Origin of the sequence: Actinoplanes sp. HUAS TT8 (assembly GCF_051380535.1) — a bacterium.
Lineage (GTDB): Bacteria > Actinomycetota > Actinomycetes > Mycobacteriales > Micromonosporaceae > Actinoplanes.
Map to the genome: position 1 here is coordinate 1,025,657 of NZ_CP195646.1, position 17,988 is coordinate 1,043,644.

Annotated in this window: 18 protein-coding genes; 12 read left to right on the forward strand and 6 right to left on the reverse strand. The window is 71.8% G+C overall.

Features of this window, described 5'->3' with window-relative positions:
* The first annotated feature begins 76 nt into the window (after positions 1 to 76).
* Positions 77 to 964: a LysR family transcriptional regulator gene (locus ACSHV8_RS04530; protein ID WP_436529665.1), complete on the forward strand. Its 888-nt coding sequence runs from the start codon at positions 77 to 79 to the stop codon at positions 962 to 964.
* Here ACSHV8_RS04530 and ACSHV8_RS04535 read toward each other — a convergent pair whose 3' ends face one another.
* Complete coding sequence (locus ACSHV8_RS04535) at positions 965 to 2,404, reverse strand: alpha/beta hydrolase family protein (protein ID WP_436529667.1); 1,440 nt, start codon at positions 2,402 to 2,404, stop codon at positions 965 to 967.
* 119 nt (positions 2,405 to 2,523) lie between these two features.
* A complete protein-coding gene (locus ACSHV8_RS04540; protein ID WP_436529669.1) occupies positions 2,524 to 4,386 on the reverse strand; it encodes a phosphatase PAP2 family protein in 1,863 nt (620 codons plus the stop codon).
* Positions 4,387 to 4,542: 156 nt separating this feature from the next.
* Between ACSHV8_RS04540 and ACSHV8_RS04545 the strand changes: the two genes are divergently transcribed.
* A complete protein-coding gene (locus ACSHV8_RS04545) occupies positions 4,543 to 5,838 on the forward strand; it encodes a jacalin-like lectin (RefSeq protein ID WP_436529671.1) in 1,296 nt (431 codons plus the stop codon).
* Positions 5,839 to 5,954: 116 nt separating this feature from the next.
* On the forward strand, positions 5,955 to 7,025 hold the full coding sequence (locus ACSHV8_RS04550; RefSeq protein WP_436529673.1) for a putative PEP-binding protein: 1,071 nt from the start codon (positions 5,955 to 5,957) through the stop codon (positions 7,023 to 7,025).
* 1 nt (position 7,026) lies between these two features.
* Here ACSHV8_RS04550 and ACSHV8_RS04555 read toward each other — a convergent pair whose 3' ends face one another.
* On the reverse strand, positions 7,027 to 7,731 hold the full coding sequence (locus ACSHV8_RS04555) for a GAF and ANTAR domain-containing protein (protein WP_436529675.1): 705 nt from the start codon (positions 7,729 to 7,731) through the stop codon (positions 7,027 to 7,029).
* Positions 7,732 to 7,825: 94 nt separating this feature from the next.
* On the opposite strand from ACSHV8_RS04555, the gene ACSHV8_RS04560 reads away from it, so the two are divergent.
* Positions 7,826 to 8,149 (forward strand): STAS domain-containing protein, encoded by a 324-nt coding sequence (locus ACSHV8_RS04560; protein ID WP_436529677.1) that lies wholly within the window; start codon positions 7,826 to 7,828, stop codon positions 8,147 to 8,149.
* Positions 8,150 to 8,324: 175 nt separating this feature from the next.
* Positions 8,325 to 9,029 carry a GAF and ANTAR domain-containing protein gene (locus ACSHV8_RS04565; protein WP_436529679.1) on the forward strand — a complete coding sequence of 235 codons (705 nt, stop codon included), beginning with the start codon at positions 8,325 to 8,327 and terminating at the stop codon, positions 9,027 to 9,029.
* Here ACSHV8_RS04565 and ACSHV8_RS04570 read toward each other — a convergent pair.
* A complete protein-coding gene (locus tag ACSHV8_RS04570) occupies positions 9,026 to 9,418 on the reverse strand; it encodes a hypothetical protein (protein ID WP_436529681.1) in 393 nt (130 codons plus the stop codon). The two genes, ACSHV8_RS04565 and ACSHV8_RS04570, sit on opposite strands and share 4 nt — an antisense overlap.
* A gap of 118 nt (positions 9,419 to 9,536) precedes the next feature.
* On the opposite strand from ACSHV8_RS04570, the gene ACSHV8_RS04575 reads away from it, so the two are divergent.
* The 6 genes from ACSHV8_RS04575 (at position 9,537) to ACSHV8_RS04600 (ending at position 14,091) form a co-directional block, all read left to right on the forward strand.
* Complete coding sequence (locus tag ACSHV8_RS04575; protein ID WP_436529683.1) at positions 9,537 to 10,256, forward strand: dienelactone hydrolase family protein; 720 nt, start codon at positions 9,537 to 9,539, stop codon at positions 10,254 to 10,256.
* Between the two features lie 6 nt (positions 10,257 to 10,262).
* Positions 10,263 to 10,907 carry a phosphoribosyltransferase gene (locus ACSHV8_RS04580; protein ID WP_436529685.1) on the forward strand — a complete coding sequence of 215 codons (645 nt, stop codon included), beginning with the start codon at positions 10,263 to 10,265 and terminating at the stop codon, positions 10,905 to 10,907.
* A gap of 68 nt (positions 10,908 to 10,975) precedes the next feature.
* Positions 10,976 to 11,698, forward strand: coding sequence for an ABC transporter ATP-binding protein (locus ACSHV8_RS04585; protein WP_436529687.1), 723 nt, complete (start codon positions 10,976 to 10,978; stop codon positions 11,696 to 11,698).
* The gene (locus ACSHV8_RS04590; RefSeq protein ID WP_436529688.1) at positions 11,695 to 12,423 is read left to right on the forward strand and encodes an ABC transporter permease; all 729 of its coding nucleotides are present in this window, start codon (positions 11,695 to 11,697) and stop codon (positions 12,421 to 12,423) included. Before ACSHV8_RS04585 ends, ACSHV8_RS04590 begins: the two co-directional genes overlap by 4 nt.
* 65 nt (positions 12,424 to 12,488) lie before the next feature.
* The gene (locus ACSHV8_RS04595; RefSeq protein WP_436529690.1) at positions 12,489 to 13,160 is read left to right on the forward strand and encodes a TetR family transcriptional regulator; all 672 of its coding nucleotides are present in this window, start codon (positions 12,489 to 12,491) and stop codon (positions 13,158 to 13,160) included.
* Between the two features lie 13 nt (positions 13,161 to 13,173).
* Entirely contained in the window at positions 13,174 to 14,091 is a 918-nt protein-coding gene (locus ACSHV8_RS04600; protein ID WP_436536683.1) for a DUF4240 domain-containing protein, read from the forward strand.
* Here ACSHV8_RS04600 and ACSHV8_RS04605 read toward each other — a convergent pair.
* A complete protein-coding gene (locus ACSHV8_RS04605; RefSeq protein ID WP_436529692.1) occupies positions 14,055 to 15,230 on the reverse strand; it encodes a methyl-accepting chemotaxis protein in 1,176 nt (391 codons plus the stop codon). The genes ACSHV8_RS04600 and ACSHV8_RS04605 overlap by 37 nt on opposite strands.
* 445 nt (positions 15,231 to 15,675) lie before the next feature.
* On the opposite strand from ACSHV8_RS04605, the gene ACSHV8_RS04610 reads away from it, so the two are divergent.
* On the forward strand, positions 15,676 to 15,888 hold the full coding sequence (locus ACSHV8_RS04610) for a hypothetical protein (protein ID WP_436529694.1): 213 nt from the start codon (positions 15,676 to 15,678) through the stop codon (positions 15,886 to 15,888).
* Positions 15,889 to 15,895: 7 nt separating this feature from the next.
* On the opposite strand, the gene ACSHV8_RS04615 is transcribed toward ACSHV8_RS04610, so the two are convergent.
* The gene (locus tag ACSHV8_RS04615; RefSeq protein ID WP_436529696.1) at positions 15,896 to 17,944 is read right to left on the reverse strand and encodes a sensor histidine kinase; all 2,049 of its coding nucleotides are present in this window, start codon (positions 17,942 to 17,944) and stop codon (positions 15,896 to 15,898) included.
* Positions 17,945 to 17,988 lie beyond the last annotated feature (44 nt).

Below are 17,988 nucleotides of genomic sequence, written 5' to 3' on the forward strand. Positions count from 1 at the left end.
AGTCTGCGTCCGGTTGTCGGGTAAGGAAAAGCGAAGCTTTGTGACCGGTAATCTTCAGTTCGGCTAACGTATGCGGATGCTGGAGATCCGCCGTCTCATCCTGCTGCGCGAGCTCGCCGTCCGCGGCACCCTGGCCGCCGTCGCCGAGGCGCTGAACTTCACCCCGTCCGCGGTCAGCCAGCAGCTCAGCCAGCTGGAACGCGAGACCGGCACGGTCCTGCTGCGCAAGGCCGGCCGCCGCGTCCAGCTCACCCCGCAGGCCGAGGTCCTGGTCGCCTCGGTCGACGAGGTCCTCGACACCCTGGAACGCGCCGAGACCCGGCTGAAAGCGGCCGCGACCCGGGTCACCGGGACCGTCCGGCTCGCCGTCTTCCAGTCCGCGGCACTGGCGTTCATGCCGGCCGCCCTGCGCGCCACGGCCGCTCGCTTTCCCGACGTACGCGTCGAGATGGTCCAGCGGGAACCGGAAGAGGCCCTGCGGGAGACCTGGGCGCGCGACTTCGACATGGTTATCGCAGAGCAGTACCCGGCCCACGCCGCGCCACACCACCCCGGCCTGGATCGGCGCGACCTGACCACCGACGCGATCCGGCTGGCCCTGCCCCCGGAATCGGAGTCGTTGCACCCGGTCGACTCGCTCGACTCGGCCCGGCGGATGCCCTGGGTGATGGAGCCCCGCGGGGCGGCGTCCCGGCACTTCGCCGAGCAGCTGTGCCGGCGGGCCGGCTTCGAGCCGGACGTCCGCTACGAGACGGCCGACCTGCAGGCGCACATCCGCCTGGTCGAGACCGGGAACGCGGTGGCGCTGATCCCGGACCTGGTGTGGGCCGGGCGGTCCACCTCGTGCCGGCTGCTGGAGCTGCCCGACGCGCCGCGCCGCACGATCTTCACCGCCCAGCGGGTCGCCGGCGCGGAGTCCCCGGCCGCCCGGGCCCTCCGCGAGATCCTCGGCGAGGTCGTCTGACTACATGCGGGGCGGGGCCGGCGGCGCCGCCGTCTTCGCCGGGCACGGGGCGGCGGCGTAGTTCGGGTGGGCGCCGTCGGTGAAGCGGCAGCCGAACGAGTCGTCGGCGACCGCGCGGCGGTTCAGGATCGCGTCGCCGGCCGGGCGCCGCCCGGTGTGGACCCAGGTCGTCAGGTCGTCGAAGGCGGTGGTCAGCTCGGCCTCGGTGAAGTCGCAGTGGCCGACGCCGCGGATGGCGCGGGAGACGAACAGGTTGCCCCGGCCGTGGGCCAGGGTGCGGCGGGCGTACTCCTGCTCCATCGAGAACGGGACGAACAGGTCGCCGACGTCGTGCAGGGACAGCACCGGGATGGACGGGGTGCCGTTGACCTTCGGGATGCCGGCCAGGCCCGGGTCGGCCGTCGCGGTGTGCCGGACGCGCAGCACCTCGGCGTTGAGCCGCAGCTCGCCCAGGGTGGGCAGCGGGCGGTCGGAGAGCCGGTAGTACGTGTACTGGTTGTCGGTGACGTTGCCGGCCGCGATCCCGCCGGTGCCGCCGGTCAGGCCGGGGTAGAGGCCGAACAGGAACGGCAGGTCGTTGAGCGGGGCCAGGGAGGGCACCGCGTTCCAGTAGGCGAACGCCGACGCGAAGCCGGGACGGTCCCCGCCGGTGCGCCGCTCGACCGCCTCCGACCAGGTCTTCCCGGCCGCGGTGAGGACCGGCGCGCTGCCCGCCTTGACCCCGAGCGCGGCCGTGATCCGAGCGGTCTGGGCCCGCCACTGGGCCTGGTAGTCGGCCGGCGGCGTCAGCGGGAAGTCGATCTTCACGTCGGCCAGGGCGGCGGCGGTCACGTTGGCGTCGAGGAAGTAGTCGTAGAGCTTCGTGTCGCCGAGGACCCCGCAGTACGGCATCGCCGCGTCGAAGGCCCGCGGGAAACGCTCGATCGCGACGGCCGTGACCTGGCCGCCCATCGATGCCCCGCTCATGATCACCGAACGGGCCTTGACGCCGGTGACCTGCCGGAACGTGTCGATCATGGCGTACGAGTCGCGGACGCCCTGCCCGACGTCGTACCCGTTGGTGGCGTAGCTGGAGGCGGCCCACGCGTACCCGGTCGCGATGTAGTGCGCGCGCAGCGCCGGATTGTCGACGTAGACCACGTTGCCGGTGCCGCGGTAGCCGTGCGCGTAGACGACCAGCTTGCCGTTCCACTTCGCCGGCACCTCGACCCGATAGGCGGCGCCGTCCCGGATCCCGGTGTAGATCCGCGCGCCGGTCAGCGGCGTGAAGACCGCACCGGAGACGTCGCAGGCCGGGTCGAAGACGAGGTAACCGGGGTGGGTCGTGCTGGGCACCGGCGCGGCGCAGGTCACGGGCGCGGCCGACGCGGGTGCGCTCACCACGGTGACCAGGGCCAGTGCTGCGGCGAACACGGCGAGGCACTTGCGGCGCATGGTCATCGTGTTACCTCCCGGACACATGAAATGGCCGGGCATCGACGTTTGTCAAGGAAAACTCAACTTTATGGACAGTGCCGGACCAGCCGGCACCGCCCACAAAGTCAAGATCAAAACACGATTCAGAGGGTACGGAGACGAATCGCGACCGTGTCCCCGGACGTCACCAGCTCGGCCCGGTAACCGGGCGTGGTCACGACCACCTCGGCGAACCTTCCGCGCAGGCGACGGGCCTTGAGCACGGTGATCCGCTCGTCGCAGTGACCCTTGCGGGCCGGGTCGACCGTGACCGACAGCGTCACGTTCGCGCCCAGGGTCGCCTCCTCGACGGTCAGGGCGGTCTTGCCCTTCGGGTCGACCGTGACGGCGAGGGTGCCCGCGCTCTGCCGGTAGTCGCCGCGGACCTTCACGCCGTCCACGGCCAGGCTCAGCGTGCCGCCGGTGACGGTCACGTCGCCGGTGCCGAGCGCGGTCGGCGACGCCGCGACCAGGGTGCCCTGGGCCACGGTGGTGCCGCCGCGGTAGTCGTTGTCGCCGGACAGGGTCAGCGCGCCGCTGCCGAGCTTGACCAGACCGCCCCGGCCGTCGATGTCGTTGCGCCACGCGTCGGCCGCGTGGAAGCCGCCCCGCGCGGCGTCGAACGTGACCGCGACGGTCGCGTCGAACGCGCCGAAGCCGTCGGCCGCCGCGAACAGGTTGAGCCGGCCCCACTGCTCCGGGCCGTCCAGGATCGGGTGACCCGAGGTCAGGCCGGTGGTGCGCAGGACCTCACGGCGCTGCGCGGCGTCCAGGTAGGGCTGGCGGGTCTCCAGCAGCACCTCGGCCCCGGCCGGGACCGTCACCGGGACGCGCTTGCCGTGCGCCGGGAGGTCGTACGTGTGCTTGGGCCGGACGATCGCGGCGTTGACCTTGCGGTCGGCGGGATCGTGGACGTACGCGAAAAGGTCCTTGGTCCCGGTCTTCTCCTGGAAGAACGCGAGCGCCTGGGCCCGGGCGTCGGCCTTGACCGTGGCGTTGGCCGGGTCGCGCAGGATGGCGGCGGCGAGCGCGGTCGCCAGGATGCGGCCACCGATCACGTCGGCCGGGGAGTGCATGCCGGCCACGATCCGGGTGTGGGCCAGGTCGTAGGCGGTGGTGACCATCTCCTGGAAGCGTTCCGGCACCGCGTAGGCGTAGGCCAGCGAGGCCAGGAACAGCGCGTTCGTGTGCCCGCTGACGTAGCCGGCGTCGTCGACCGGGCTGGTGCTGCGCTGACGCAGCAGCGCCGGGGCGACGACGACCTCGGAGTCGTAGATCGGGAAGCCGAACGCGTCGACCCGGCCGGTGTCGACGACGGTGCTGTCGACGGTCGAACGCCACGGGCGCGGGTACTGGAACGAGTACTTGGCCGGGTTGCCGGACGAGTAGTTGCCGCGCAGCGTGTTGACCAGCGTCGCCACCTTGCCCAGGGCCGAGGTGGTGGAGCCGGGGCCGTTGGCCGCGCCGGCGGGCGAACCGGCCGGGACGCTGTCGTTGATCGTGGTCGCCGGGGTGGTCGCCGGGGCCGAGGTGATGCTGGTGACCGCGAGCGCGCCCGCCTTGTACAGGTCGGCGAGCGGACCCAGGCCGGCGATGACCGAGTAGCTCTGGTGCTGCCGGTCGACCAGGAACGCCTTGGCCGCCTCGGCGTCGGTGCGGTGCGTGGTGACCCTGATCGCGTACCTGATGTTGGCGCGCAGGAAGGCCTGGTCCAGCACGGTGCCGGTGTTCCAGCTGGTGCCGGTGGCCCAGACCTTCTGGAAGCCGGAGAGGATCCGGACCGCGGCGTTGGTGTCGACGGTCAGGTTGGCGATGACGTTGGTCTGGTACGCGTCGACGAAGTCGACGGTCGTCGCCGCCTTCTCCGCGGCGCCGGCCGGGGCGGCGAACAGGCTCGGACCGGCGGCGAGCCCGGCGGCTCCGGCGGCGGACGCCTTGAGCATGGTGCGGCGGGAGATCGAGGGCATGGGGACTCCGCGGGGCATGTGGGGGCAAGATCGCGGATCAGCCTTCGTGCGGGTTTCCAACTCTTCGTCAACACCCGCGGATGTGAGCGTGAACATTATGCTACTTGCGAGTAACCGACGTTCCGTTCGCCCGGTTCTGGGCCTAGCGTCCGGGTCGTGCTGACAACACGAATCCCCCTCGCGATCGCGGCCCTGACCGCCGCGCTGATCGCCGTCCCCGCATCCCCCGCGGCCGCCGCCACGAGCGGCACTTTCAAGGTTCTTTCCTATAATGTTGCCGGACTCCCGGACATCCTGTCCAGTGCCGACACCGACCGGGCCACCGCGACCACCGCGATCGGCCGGCGGATCGGCGGCTACGACCTGATCCAGGTCCAGGAGGACTTCAACTACCACGCGTACCTGTACGCCTCCGACACCCACGCCTACCGCACCCCCACCAGCGGCGGCGCCGGCATCGGCTCCGGGCTCAACACCCTTTCCGGGTACGCCTACGACACCGACGACTTCGAGCGCACCCGCTGGAACTCGTGCCAGATCGACTCCGGCGACTGCCTGACCCCCAAGGGCTTCACGTTCATGCGGGTCCGGCTGGCCGAGGGCGTCTACGTCGACTTCTACAACCTGCACACCAACGCCGGCACCAACGCCGGTGACCTGACGTCGCGGGCCGACAACCTGAGCCAGCTGACCACGTTCATCGGCAGCCACTCGAACGGCAACGCGGTCGTCGTGATGGGCGACACCAACACCCGCTACACCCGCAGCGGCGACACGATCGCCGACTTCGTGGCCGCCAACGGGCTCACCGACACGTGGGTCGAGCTGAAGCGCGGGGGAGTCGCCCCGGTCAAGGGCACCGACGCGCTGCTCTGCGACGAGTCGGCGATCACCGACACCTGCGAGGTCGTGGACAAGGTCCTCTACCGCAGCAGCAAGTTCGTCACGCTCGACGCCACCTCGTACCACAACGAGCACGCGTCGTTCCTGACCGGCGACGGCCTGATGCTCAGCGACCACGATCCGATCAGCGCCGGATTCTCCTGGACGACCAACGCCGCGTACCAGTTCAGCGAGCAGTTCGGCGGCCCGCACGGCAACTACTTCAACGACGTCGACACGGTCACCACCCCGTCCTCGTTCAGCCTGCGGGCCGGCTCGCGGGTCGACCGCGTCGGCACGCACGGCGGCACCGGCGGCACCCTCAAGACCCTGACCCTGGGCACCGGCGAGTACGTGACCAGCGCGTATCTGTGCCGCGGAAGCTACAACTCGCAAACGCGGATCTTCTACACCAAGTTCACCACCAATCTGGGCAACACCCTCGCCGGCGGCACCACCACCTCGGACTGCGTGACCCGGACCGCCCCGGCCGGCTGGCAGATCGCCGGCTTCCACGGGCGCTCGGGCGACGAGGTGGACAAACTCGGATTCATCTACACCAAGCGCTGAGCGTCACGGTTTCGGCGGCATCGGGGTCCGGGTACCCGGTGCCGTCGGCATCCGCTCGGGGCTGCGTGAACCGCGCGGCCGGGCTACTGTCCGTAGCGGACCTGCGAGGTGGGCGCATGAGTGACCGGACCGAGAAAGACCAATCAGGCATCGCGTACGGCTTCGGCCGGCACCGCGGGCTCCTCGTCGACCGCAACGGCATCGAGGAGATCGTCTACGGCCGTGTCCTGCTCTACCTCGAAAAACCCGACACCGACCTGATCCGTGGGCTGGCCCCGCGGCTGTCCGGGGTGATCGTCGAGGAACCGGTCACCCCCTACGCCCCCGAGGCACGGGCCCTCTGGTCGCTGCCGATCCCGGTGCTCACCGGCGTCCGCGTCGACGACAGCTGGCTCGGCCACGAGGTGATCGTCGACTTCGACGCCGCGACCACCGCGCCCCCGCCCTCGGCCGCCACCGAACTGCGCCTGCACGCCGAGGTCTCCAGCCTGGCCGAGGCCCACGAGGCCGGTCACCTGGCCGACGGCTGGTCCCCGCTGCGCGCCGAGGACCTGCGCGCCCTGCCCGCCTCGGAACGCGCCGAGCTCTGGCACTTCTTCGCCGAGTCGGGCCGCCCGCTCCCGGCCGTCCGCTACTTCGACGAGCCGGCCGGCGGCCCACCGGCGGCGTCCTTCGGCCGGCGCGGGGTCCGCGTGCTGCTCCCGGACGCCATCGACTATTTCCGTACGGTCGTGGCCGAGTCCCCCGACGACAACCCGCTGGTCGTCCTGCCGATGGTATCGGTGCGCGCGGAGATCGCCGCCTTCGCCGCCGCCACCGGCGCCCGATGGCGGCTGGGCCTGGACATCGCCACCCCGGCCGCCGCGCTCGGCGTCGCCGACCTGGTCGAGGGCTGTCACCTGCTGCACGTCAGCACCGGTGACCTGGCCCAGCACATCCTGGTCTGGGACCGCACCGTCCGCAACGACCTGCTCCTGCCCCCGGACCGCCTACCGCCCGTCGTCACCCAGCTCGTCGAATGGTCGGCGTCGGTCGCCGCCGCCCGGTCCATCCCGTGCCGGGTCGCCGTCGACCTGCGCCCCAGCCCCCAGCTGCACGAACAGCTGGTCACCGCCGGCGTCCGCGAGATCTCCTGCCCGGCCCCGCTGATCCGTCACTGGCGCCACCTCCTCGACCGCGCGCAGTGAGTCAACCCCGCTGGGCCCGGCCCACCAGATCGGCCGCCACCTCGCGCAGCTTGCGGTTGGACTCCTGAGAGGCGCGGGACAGGATGGCGAACGCCTCGTCGGGCGAACAGTGCCGCTGGCCCATGATGATGCCCTTGGCCTGCTCGATCACCGCACGGCTCTCCATGGCCGCCTGCATGTGGTTGGCCAGGGTGACCGTGGTGTCGTAGAGATGGGCGTTGGCCAGGGCCACCGCGGCGTAACTGGCGAACGTCTCGGCGAGCACGATCGCGTCGTCGTCGAAGTTGCTGATCGACGTGGCGTAGATGTTGAGCGCCCCCGCGACCCGCTCGCGGATGGGCAGGCCGACGCTCAGGGCGCTGTTGATGCCGACGGCCCCGGCGACCGCCTCCCAGCCGGGCCAGCGGCGTTCCGCGCCGACGTCGTCGACGAGCAGGGTGCTGCGTTCGCGGCAGGCGTCCAGGCAGGGGCCGGAGCCGCGCTCGTACTGCCACTTGTCGATGTGGTCGGCGGCCGTGCCGGTGCTGGCCACGGTGTGCGGGCCGCGGTCGCGGATCAGGGTGACCGAGACCTCGTGGGCACCGGGGACGGTCCGCTGGGCGAGGTCGGCGACGGTGGCCAGGACACCCTCCAGATCGGTCTCCCCGAGGTTGATCCGGCCGAGCTCGCGGAAGGCGGCGGTGGGGTCCATCGGCTCTGTCGTCATGTCCCTCTCATACCCCGTTCCGCGAGGTATTAGGGTCGAGACGGGTCAAGCCACGTGCCCGAACCTTCGCTCGCCGAACGGTTGGGATACCACTGTGCCCGATGGCCCTCCGCTGACCGTGTATTTCCGGCAGCTCACCCCCGAGTCGGCGCTCGTCTGCGCCCAGGGCGAGGTGGACGTCGACACGGCGGACGTGCTGGCCTCGGCGCTGGAGCACGCGATCCGGGCCTACCCGCTGGTCACCTGCGATCTGGGCGGGGTGACGTTCTTCGGCGCGGCCGGGGCCAACGTGATCGCGATCGCCCGGGACCGGGGTGACGCGCGCGGGCATCGGCTGGAGCTCGTCGGGGTGACCGGCGCGGCCCGGGACGTCCTGCTGATCGCCGGACTCGGCACCGTGCTGCGAGGGTCCGGCTGAGTTTGGGTATTATCGGCGTCCTGCGGCCGATGTCCGAGTGACAGAGGTCTGCCGGCGTCAAGCAGCGGCGCGGGTCCGAGAGCCGTCCGGCTCTCCGGGCAGCACCACCGGCAAACCACGTGCGAGTCGCCCCGAGGGCGGCCCGTGCTCCGCTGCGGGGACATTACCGACGTTGATGGCGCACGACCCGGCCGGCTCTGCCGCGGCTCTCGCGGAGCTCGGTCGTATCAAGCTCGGCGAGACCGATCTGAACGGCGTCCTGGCCACCGTCGCCGGCCTGGCCCGGCGGACCCTGCCGGGGGCCGCGCAGGTCTCCATCACCCTGATCCGGGACGGCGCCGCCTGCACGCCGGCGCACACCGGGGAGATCGCGCTGCGCCTCGACGAGCGGCAGTACGCGCGGGACGCCGGCCCGGGCCTGGAGGCCGCCGCCGAGACGACCACGGTCCACGTGACCGACACCGCGGCCGACGAGCGCTGGGACGGCTGGCCGGCCGCGGCCGCCGAGGCCGGGATGGGCAGCATGCTCTCGGTGGGGCTGCCGATCGTGGAGAACGTGAGCGGGGCGCTCAACATCTACGGGACGGCGGCGCACGCGTTCGACGACGCGGCGATCGCGCTGGCGCAGACGTTCGTCCGGTACGCCGCGGTCGCCCTGGCCAACGCGCACCTCTACGACACCACCGCCACGCTGGCCGGTCACATGCAGGCGGCGATGGAGAGCCGCGCGGTGATCGAGCAGGCCAAGGGCATCATCATGGGGGAGCGGCGGTGCACCGCGGACGAGGCGTTCGCGATTCTCACCCGGGTCTCCCAGGACACCAACCGCAAGTTGCGGGACGTCGCGGCCGCCCTGGTCGAGCGCACCCAGCGCGGCTAGGCGGTCACGTCGAGGCGGTTGCCGTCGCCGCGCTGGGAGAGATAACGCAGGGCCGGTTCGAGGTATCCGGCCACCGGGTTGCGGCCCGGCGCGGCCTGCTCCCACCGCCGGGAGAGATCCTTGAGGTACGCCGGTGTCACCTCCTGCCCGGGTGCGAGCCGCCCGGCGGTCCGGTCGGCCGCGATGGCCGCCGCGAGCGAGTTGATCCAGCCGGCGTTCGGCTGGCCGTCGCCGATCCGCTGGCCGGTGGCCTGGTAGATCAGTTCTCGGTCGCGGTCGGTCAGGGACGCGGCGTCGTCCCGGGCGTTCTGCTGGCGTTCGCGGGCGGACGGGCGGACCGGCGTCACCGAGTACGCCTGCTGGGCGCGATTCAACCGGGAAACGGACATCGGGGTTAAACCTCCTGGCACTCGTCCTACTCCCGATCGGCCACCCTCCGGAGCAACTGAGGGAGCGACCGCCGGACGCGTACGGTGGAGTTCGTCTCCCCGGAATGCACGCCCCGACATGGCCGAGCAGAAAGGGATGGACGTGACCACCTGGACCACAACGGAACGCATCGAACTGGGCGAGGTACGCCTGGAGGGCGACCTCACTCTCGCCGAGCACGCCTCGGGGGTGGTCCTGTTCGCCCACGGCAGCGGCAGCTCCCGGCACAGCCCGCGGAACCAGGCCGTGGCCCGTGAACTGAACCGGCGCGGGTTCGCCACGCTGCTGGCCGATCTGCTCGCGCCCGACGAGGACACCCGGCAGCACCGGTTCGACATCGGACTGCTGGCCGACCGGCTGGTCGGGATCGTCGACTGGCTGCGCGCCCACCCGGCGACCGCCGGGCTGCCGCTGGGGTTGTTCGGCGCCAGCACGGGCGGCGCGGCGGCGCTGGTCGCGGCCGCGGCCCGGCCCGAGGAGGTCCGGACGGTGGTGTCCCGCGGCGGCCGCCCCGACCTGGCCGGTCCGGCCCTGATCGACGTGCGCGTGCCCACGCTGCTGATCGTCGGCGAGCGCGACGACGCCGTGCTCGACCTCAACGAACAGGCCCGCAACACCATGCGGGTGCACGCCGAGCTGCGGATCATCCCGGACGCCACGCACCTGTTCGAGGAGCCGGGCGCCCTTGAGGCCGTGGCCGAGCAGGCCGGGGACTGGTTCTGGTCGTTCCTCACGCAGGTGCCGATCAAGCGGCACCCGGCTCTGGAGCATCTGGCCACCGCTCGACTCTGGGGGTAATTTGTCATGCTTTTTCGTGACCGGGCGCAGGCCGGCGCGCTGCTGGCCGAGCGGGTCGCGGAGATCGGCGGCGACGTGTCGCTGGTGCTGGCCCTGCCGCGTGGCGGGCTCCCGGTCGCGGCGCCGGTCGCCGCCCGGCTCGGCGCCGCCCTGGACATCGTGGTCGCCCGCAAGCTGGGTGCGCCGGGCCGTCCCGAGTTCGGCGTGGGCGCCATCGCCGAGGACGGGCCGCCCGTCTACGACCGGGAGAACCTGCGGTACGCCGGCGCCACCGAGGAGAGCATGGCGGCCACCCTCGCGGCCGAGCGTGACGAGCTCGGCCGCCGGGTGCGCCGTTATCGGGGCGATCGCCCCACCCCACCGGTCACCGGCCGGGCCGTCGTCCTGGTCGACGACGGCCTGGCCACCGGGGTGACCGCGCACGCCGCCCTGCGCTGGATCCGGGGCCGGCACCCGGCCCGGCTGCTGCTGGCCGTCCCGGTCGGTGCGCCGCAGGCCCGGGACCTGCTCGCGCCCGAGACCGACGGGGTGGTCTGCCTGAGCGCGCCGCCCGAGTTCGGCGCGGTCGGACGCTGGTACGAGGACTTCGAGCAGCTCACCGACGAGGACGTGGACGTCGTGATGAAGAGATTTCACCATGCGATGAAATAGTCTCTCGACTCCTCTCCGGAATTCACCTACTGTTGATTTCAACAGATGATGAGTTCTGGGGAGGAACCATGGACACCGCGATCGAGGTCACCGACCTCGTCGTCCGCCGCGGGAAGAGAGCCGTTCTCGACCGCTTCAACTGCGCCGTCGCCCGCGGCAGCGTCACCGGGCTGCTCGGCCCGAGCGGCAGCGGCAAGACCACACTGATGCGCACCGTCGTCGGCGTGCAGGTCGTCGCGTCCGGCACGGTCACCGTGCTCGGCCACCCGGCCGGCGCGCCCGCGCTGCGCAGCAAGCTGGGATACCTGACCCAGGCCCCCAGCGTCTACGCCGACCTGACCGTCCGGGAGAACGCACGCTACTTCGCCTCCCTCTACCGCCTCGGCCCGGACGCGGCCGACCGGGCCGTCGAGACCGTCGGCCTGACCCGGGCGGCCGGGCAACTCGTCGCCGACCTCTCCGGCGGCCAGCGCAGCCGCGCGTCGCTGGCCTGCGCGATCGTCAGCCGCCCGGAGGTTCTCGTCCTCGACGAGCCGACCGTCGGGCAGGACCCGGTGCTCCGCGACGAGCTGTGGGCGCACTTCCGCCGGATGGCCGCCGACGGTGCCACCGTGCTCGTGTCCAGCCACGTCATGGACGAGGCGAACCGCTGCGACCGGCTCCTGCTGATCCGCGAGGGCGTGCTGATCGCCGACGACACCCCGGCCGCGGTCAAGAAATCGGCCGGCTCCGACGACCTCGACCAGGCGTTCCTCAACCTGATCCGCGCGCACGAGAAGGTGACGGCATGATCCTGCTGAGCACGATCCGGCGGATCCTCACCCAGCTGCGCCACGACCCGCGGACCATCGCGCTGATCGTGGTCGTGCCGACGCTCCTGATCACGCTGATCTATTTCATGTACGACGGCCAGCCGCGCGTCTTCGACCGCGTCGCGCTGACCATGCTCGGCATCTTCCCGTTCATCGTGATGTTCCTGATCACCTCGATCGCCATGCTCCGGGAGCGCACCAACGGCACGCTCGAGCGTCTGTTCACCACCCCGGTCGCCAAGATGGACCTTCTCTTCGGGTACGGCATAGCGTTCGGTGCCGCCGCGGCGGTGCAGGCGGCGGTCGCGGCCGGGTTCGCGTACTGGGCGCTGGGCATGGACGCGGCCGGCGGCCTCGGCCTGGTCGTGCTCATCGCGGTCGCCAACGCCGTGCTCGGGGTCGCGCTCGGGCTGCTGTGCAGTGCCTTCGCCCGCACCGAGTTCCAGGCCGTGCAGTTCATGCCGCTCGTCGTCGCACCCCAACTGCTGCTCTGCGGGCTCTTCGTGCCGCGCGAACGCATGGTCGGCTGGCTGCAGGGGATCAGCGACGTGCTGCCGATGTCCTACTCGGTGCAGGCGCTGACCGAGGTCGGAACCCATGCCGAACCGACCGGCACGATGTGGCGTGACCTGGGGATCGTCCTCGGCGCGATCATCATCGCGCTCGCGGTGGGTGCCGCGACCCTGCGCCGCCGCACCCGATGACGATCATGGGGTACGGCCGATAGCGTTCGGTGCGTGACCGCCGTACGCGAAAGGGGTTTTTCTTGATGGCACGACGGACCGGCCGCAGACCCGGCAACCCGGAGACCCGGGAGGCGATTCTCGCCGCGTCGCGAGAGGCGTTCGCCGACAAGGGGTACGACGGCGCCTCGATCCGTGCCATCGCCGCCGGCGCCGGGGTCGACCCGGCGCTGGTGCACCACTACTTCGGCACCAAGGACAAGCTGTTCCTGGCCGCCATGCAGGCCCCGATGGACCCGGCCGAGATCATCGACGCCCTCGGCGAGGGCGACCGGGACGAGGTCGGCGCCCGCTTCGTCCGGCTCTTCCTGCGCATCTGGGACGGGCCCGGCGGCGCGGCCGGGGTGGCGCTGCTGCGCTCGGCGGTCGGCACCGAGTGGACGACCAAGCTGTTCCGGGAGTTCGTGGTCACCCAGATCCTGCGGCGGGCCGTGCCCCGGCTCGGTCTCGACGAGGACGAGCAGGGGCCGCTGCGGGTCACCCTGGCCGCCAGCCACATGGTCGGGATCGCCATGGCGCGGTACGTGATCAAGGTGGAGCCGCTGGCCTCGGTGCCGTCCGAGGTGATCGTGGCGGCGGTGGGGCCGGCCGTGCAGCGATACCTCACCGGCGACCTGTCCGTCGCGCCCGAGCCGGTCGCCTCCGCTACGCCCGAGCCGGTCGCCGAATCGCCGGAAAGTGCCGGGCCCCCGGCGTAGCGTCCGGGGCGTGATGGATGAGGACGCCTTCTGGCGTCTGGCCGGCCGGCTCGGGCGGGATCCCGCCGACGAGGACTTCGACGCACTCGTCGACCGGCTCGCCCGGCTGACCGAGCCGGAGATCACCGGGTTCGCCGACCGGCTGGCCTGGGTGCTGTGGCGCATCGACACGCCGGAGCACTACGAGGCCTCGGCAGCGGCCGGCGGCGACTGGTTCCTCTACGTCCGATGTGCCGTGGTGGCGGCCGGCCACAAGGCGTACGAGAAGGTCCTCCGAAAACCGTCGGCGCTGGCGCGCTTCGCCGACGAGGAGGCCGAACTGCTGCTCGGGGTCGCCGAGCGGGCGTTCGAACGGGCCACCGGGCGGCTGTGGGAGCACGAGACACCGGTCGGCTGGGAGATGGGCAGCAACGCCGCCGCGTGGGGGACACCGGCCCGGACCGTTCGCGAGTCGCCGTGGCTGACCCTGGTGTTCGGGTCGGCCCTGGTCGAACCCGAGGCCTACGCGGTGCTGCTGCACGACGTGGTCGCCCGGGCGGCGGCCGACCCGGTGTGGCAGCGGTGGTGGGCCGGTTCCGGGCTGCGGCAGTGCGAACTGTCGCTGGTGCTGGACACCGAGCCGGTGGCGTCGTTCCAGGCCGGGCGGGTCCGGGCCCGGCTGCACCTGACCCACGACTCCGGGCCGTTCCCGCTGCACGATCCGGCCGGACTGGCCGAGCACGCGGCCGTGGAGATCCAGAACATGCTGGCCGAGATCCGGGTGCGACTGTCGCTGCCGGAACTGCCGCCGCTGTCCTACCCGTCGGTCGACGGCCTGGACGGGGAGATGTTCGGCCCGCCCCGGCCCGGCGTGGACCTTCCGCGGGGTGTGCTCGACGAGATCTTCGACCGCGGCTATTCGTCCGGGCTCGACCCGAGCCGGGTCAGGTAGGTGTCGATCTGATTGCGGGTGACCGTCGGCAGATCCTGGAACTGCAGACCGATCTCGATCAGCCCGTCCCGCGGGGTCCGCCGCATCACCTTGGCCTCGGCCGCGCCGGCCAGCCCGTCGAACGTGAACTCGGCCCGGATCACGTCACCCACCGCCACCGGCACGTCGGCCGCCAGCGTGCAGCCCATGCCGTCCGAGCTGAGATCCACCATCCGGGCGGTGACCGGCTGCGGACGGGACACCACCCGCAGCGTCACCGTCCCCTCGATGGCCAGCCGGTCACTGCGGCGGCGCTCCAGACGTTCGGCCACGTCGGACAGATCGCCGATCTGGGCCATCGTCGCGTCCACACTGCGGTGCAGCCGCATCACGATGTCGTGCTGCTGATCGGCGATCCCGCCGAGCTGACGCATCGCGTCCTCGATGTCCCCGACGTCGTGGATGATCGCGCTGAGCGTCTGACCCATCTGCGCGACGTCGGCCTCCAACGCGGCGATCGTACTGGTGATCTGCTCGGTCGAGTGCGCGGTCGTGTCGGCCAGACTCTTCACCTCGTCCGCGACCACCGCGAAGCCGCTCCCGGCATCCCCGGCCCGGACCGCCTCGATCGTCGCGTTCAACGCCAGCAGCCGGGTCTGCGACGCGATCCCGGAGATCACACTGGCGATCCCGGCGACCTGATGCAGGCTGGTGTTGAGCGCGTTGGCCGCCTCGTCGGCGCTGTGCGCCCGCCGGACCAGCGCGTCGGCCGCGTCGTTGGTCACGGTGACCCGCTCGTGAGTCGCCGCGGCCGCGTCCCGGGCCGCGCCCACCTGCACCACGACGTCCTCCAGCTTGCCGCCGATCACCGCCGCGGTGCTGTCGATCGCCTCCTTGGCCCGGCGCCGCAACGTCTGCTGCTGCTGTTTCTGCTGCAAGGCGGTCGCCTGCACCTGAGCGACGCGGTCGGCCTGAAGGTGCTCCAGCTCGGCGTCGCGTTCCCGCAACGTCTCCTGAAGCTCGGCGATCACCCGGCGGGCCGCGGCCAGACTCCCCGGACCACCGTCGTCGGCGACGGCCTCGGCCCGGGCGCCCCGCTGCCGGAACACCACGAAGCCGGCGCCGGCCAGGACCAGGACACCGATCAGAACGACCCACACGGGCATCACGCCACGGCGTCAGCGCCGCTTTGGGCCCACCCGGGGGACGCCGACAGATTCACGGCCCCTCCCGACAAGGCTCGGTATTCGCAGATGATCTGACTTTATCGGAAATATCCCTCCGACGTACGCGGTTCGCCCCGCGCCTGCCCGGCCCCGCCGTCCCGGCGCCTGCCCAGCCCTGGTGTCCCGCGCCTGCCCGGCCCCGCTCCGCCGCGCCCGCTCCGCCGCGCCCGCCATCGGCTCCGCGTGGGCCGCACTCGCCGCGGGCCCCGGGCGGGCCGCCGCCCGCCGCCGCCCGCCGCCGCCCGCCGCCGCCCGCCGCCGCGCGGCGCTGCCTCGGCCGTCGGTTGCGGAACCGGAGCGAAAAGTGATGTGGCGAAGTCCTCAGATCGGAGATCGGCAGCCGATGGTCGGGGCCTTCACGAAGATCAAGGAGATCGAGATGAGCATCAGCATCGGCACGTCGACCCCGTCCTCGGCCTGGGAGACGCACGCCGCCTGGCTGCGGTTGCGTGGCGACTGCCAGCAGCTTTTCGACCACGTGCTGGAGGGCGCGGATCACCGCGAGCTGCACGGCGACAAGGTCGCGGTCATGGAGAGCCGCGACGTGATCGCCCGCATGGAGCAGGGCAGCGGCGTCAACATCCTGGTGTGAGCGGGGGTCAGACCGATGAGAGGTGGGGATGGGTGACGGCCGCGGGCAGCGAGAACGTGAAGCATGACCCTCCGCCGGGATCGTCCGCGGCCGAGATGTCGCCCCCGTGGCGTTCCACGATGCGTTTGCAGATGGCCAGCCCCAGCCCGGTCCCGAGGTATCCGCCGCTGGTGTGGGCCCGATGGAAGTTGCCGAAGATGGCGTCGTGCTGCCCTTCCGGGATGCCGATGCCGTTGTCGACGATCCGGACCGTGACCATCCCGCCCGACGTGTCGGCGGAGATGGCGACCCGCGGCACGACTCCGGGTGCGGTGTACTTGACGGCGTTGCCGACCAGGTTGTCCACCAGCTGCCGGACCAGCACCGGATCCGCCTGCACGGCCGGCAGCCCGGTAATGGTGAACCGCGGTTCGGGTTTCCCGGCCGCCACGGCCGAGTCCGAGCGGGCCTGCGTGATGTCGGCGACCACCTCGGCCAGGTCCACCCGGGCCGGAGCGACTGTCGCCTCCCGCGCCGTGGTGTAGGCGAGCAGCCCGTCGATGAGCCCACGCATCCGGGCCGAGGCCCGGGTCAGCCGGGCCAGGTCGGCGTGCGCCTGGTCCAGGTTGGGATGGGCGGGTACGCCGTCGAGCGAGTCCAGGGCCGCCGCCGTCCACCCTTCGATGCTGGCCAGCGGGTTGAGCAGGTCGTGGGCGACGACCCCGGCGAAGTTGGTCAGTTCGTCGCGGTGCCGGCGTTCGGCGGTGACGTCGTGGAACAGTACGACCGCGCTGCTGGTGCCGTCCGGGTGGGGCAGGGCGGTGGCGGTGACCCGCAGGATCCGGCCTTCGGGCACGCCCGGGTTGCGGACCAGCATGTCGACCCCGCGCACGTCCTCACCGGCGAGCGCCCGCAGGTGGGCCAGTTCGTCGTCGGCGTACCGGCTCCCGTCGACGCGGTAGAGCCCGTACCAGTCGGTGCCGGCCAGCACGTCGTCCGGGCTGCAGCGCCCGCCCAGCAGTTCGGTCACCGCCGGGTTGCGCATCGTGATGCGGCTGTCCGAATCGATCACCGCCAGTCCGTCCGCCATGGAGTCGATCACGGCGGTGAGCAGGTTCTTCTGGGTGTCGAGTTCGGCTTTCTCCTCGGCCAGGGCGGTGAGCAGGGTGGTCCGTTCGTCGCGGCCGAGGGCCAGGGCCAGCCCGACCAGGGCGACCAGGATGCAGAAGAGCTGCACGATCACGGCGCGCCGGCCGACGTCGTCGATGTGCGCGAACGGCCCGGTGCCGTGCAGCGTGTACTGCACCGCGATCGTGCTGATGACCGAGTTGTGCAGCAGCACCCAGGGGGTGCTCAGCCGGGTGCCGACCAGGACGGTCAGTCCCAGCAGCGCGAAGGACAGCGGCAGGCCGTGTTCGTAGGCGAACGCGCCGACGTGACCGGCGACGCTGAGCGTGAAGATCCCGGCGATCTCGGCGGTCCGCCAGAACGAGAGCCGTCGCCGCGGGGGCCGGGCCCGCCAGCGGTTCAGCCCGGCGCCGATGTAGATCCCGGCCGCCCCGATGATCAGGATGCTGGCGATGTGCCGGGCCAGCGCCATGACCGAGAACGCGATCGGGAAGGAGTGGGTGACCAGGCCGCGCCCGACCAGGCTGACGACGTGCGTGCCGACGCAGGTGAGGATCGTCACGGCGAACAGGGCCCACAGGTCCCGGGGCGAGCGCAGGGTGCCGGTGCCGCCGGCGCCCCACAGGTTCGGCCGCCATCGGCGCAGGCCCCAGAGGAACAGCCAGACCTGGACCAGGCCGGCGACCGCGGCGACCACGGCGACCGCCGGTGACGTGTCGGTGAGCCAGTTGCCCAGGCCGAGGATGACCGCGAGCAGGATCATGTCGAGGTGGCGGGTGGGTGCGTCGCGGTTCGCGCAGAACCAGACGACGCCGACTCCGGCGGCCGGCCAGACCAGGCTGACACCGTCCGCGACCATGGCGGTGCGCCGGCCGGCGTAGACGGCGGCGGCGTACACGAGGGCGAAGAGCAGAGTCCGGACCGGTGAGGACCGGTAGCCAGTCGTCACCGCCACCTCCAGCCCGACGTCCGACCTACTCCTATCGGCCGGTT